At 71.0% G+C, this 1,331-nt stretch carries 2 protein-coding genes; both read right to left on the reverse strand.

The window, feature by feature from the left end:
- Nucleotides 1-119: 119 nt before the first annotated feature.
- Entirely contained in the window at nt 120-905 is a 786-nt protein-coding gene (locus ABTZ89_RS38695; RefSeq protein ID WP_270953873.1) for an SDR family NAD(P)-dependent oxidoreductase, read from the reverse strand.
- Between the two features lie 90 nt (nt 906-995).
- Nucleotides 996-1,331 (reverse strand): helix-turn-helix domain-containing protein (locus tag ABTZ89_RS38700; protein ID WP_351054470.1); only part of this gene is annotated, 336 nt, incomplete at its 5' end.

Genomic DNA, 1,331 nt, shown 5'->3' on the forward strand with positions numbered 1-1,331 from the left:
CACGCCGGTGGGACTGCAGTTTCAATTGAAACTGCGGATCCCAGGCACGGCGGATCACAGTTTCAATTGAAACTGCCTTCAGTCCGGACTGAAGGGTCGACGGCTGATCGGGTGAGGGGTCAGACGCCGGGGTCGAAGCGGCCGTCGATGGCCGTCCAGCCTCCTTCGACGAGTTGGAGGGTTCCGGTGACGTAGGACGCCGCGTCGGAGGCCAGGTAGACCACGGCGCCGGCGATCTCGTCCGCCTTGGCCCAGCGGCCCAGCGCCGTCTTGCTCGCGTACGCGCCGTACCAGGCCTCGTCGGACTTGATCTGCTCGGTCAGCGGCGTCTCGAACGGGCCGGGTGCGATGGCGTTGACCCGCACGCCCTTCGGCCCCAGCTCGGCCGCCAGCGCGCGGGACAGCTGAACCACGCCGGCCTTCGTCGCCGCGTAGATGCCCTGGCCGGGTTCGACGACTTCCGCCCGGAAGCTGGCGAAGGTGACGATGCTGCCGCGCCCGCGCTCGGCCATCCGCGCGCCGAAGTCGCGCAGCAGCCGGTAGGTGCCCTTCAGGTTGACGTCGACGACCCGGTCGAACTCCTCGTCCGCGGTGTCCGCCAGGCGCTTGCGGACGTTGATGCCGGGCGTCACGACCAGCACTTCGGCGTCGGATTCCGCCGCGGCGAGCTCCCGGATCCCGGCACCGTCGCGCACGTCCAGCTCGCGCCAGCTCGCCTCGTGCCCGAGCTGCCGGATCGACTCCGCGGTCTCCGCCGCACCGGAGGTGTCCACGTCCGCGATGACCACTTGAGCCCCGAATTCGGCCAGGCCCACGGCGCTGGCGCGGCCCAGACCGCTGCCGCCGCCGACTACCACGGCCTTGCGCCCATCGAGCCGGAAGAGGTTCGCCAGCCGATCCACCACGAGCAGCCTCCAGACCGTCCACAAGGGACCGATAAGTCCACGAGCTCCGACCGGCCGATCATCACCCGGCGAACAGCCCCGGGCAAGGGCTCAACGGGTCACGAGCTCCTCGGCCCCGCGGAAGGTGCTGCGGTAGGCGCTGGGCGAAACCCCGAGCGCGGCCTGCAGGTGCTGGCGCAGCGAGGCAGCCGTCCCGAACCCGGCGTCGGCCGCGATCCGGTCCACCGCCAGGTCGGTCTCCTCCAGCAGTTGCCGCGCCCGCTCGATGCGCTGCTGCGTCAGCCACTGCAGCGGCGAAATCCCCACCTCGTCCCGGAACCGCCGGGTGAACGTCCGCACGCTCATCGCCTCCTGCGCGGCCAGCTCGCGCAGCGCCAAAGGCCGGTCCAGGTGCTCCAACGCCCAAGCGCGCGCCCGCCGGAGATG

This window comes from Saccharopolyspora sp. NPDC002686 (genome assembly GCF_040295745.1).
Lineage (GTDB): Bacteria > Actinomycetota > Actinomycetes > Mycobacteriales > Pseudonocardiaceae > Saccharopolyspora > Saccharopolyspora oryzae.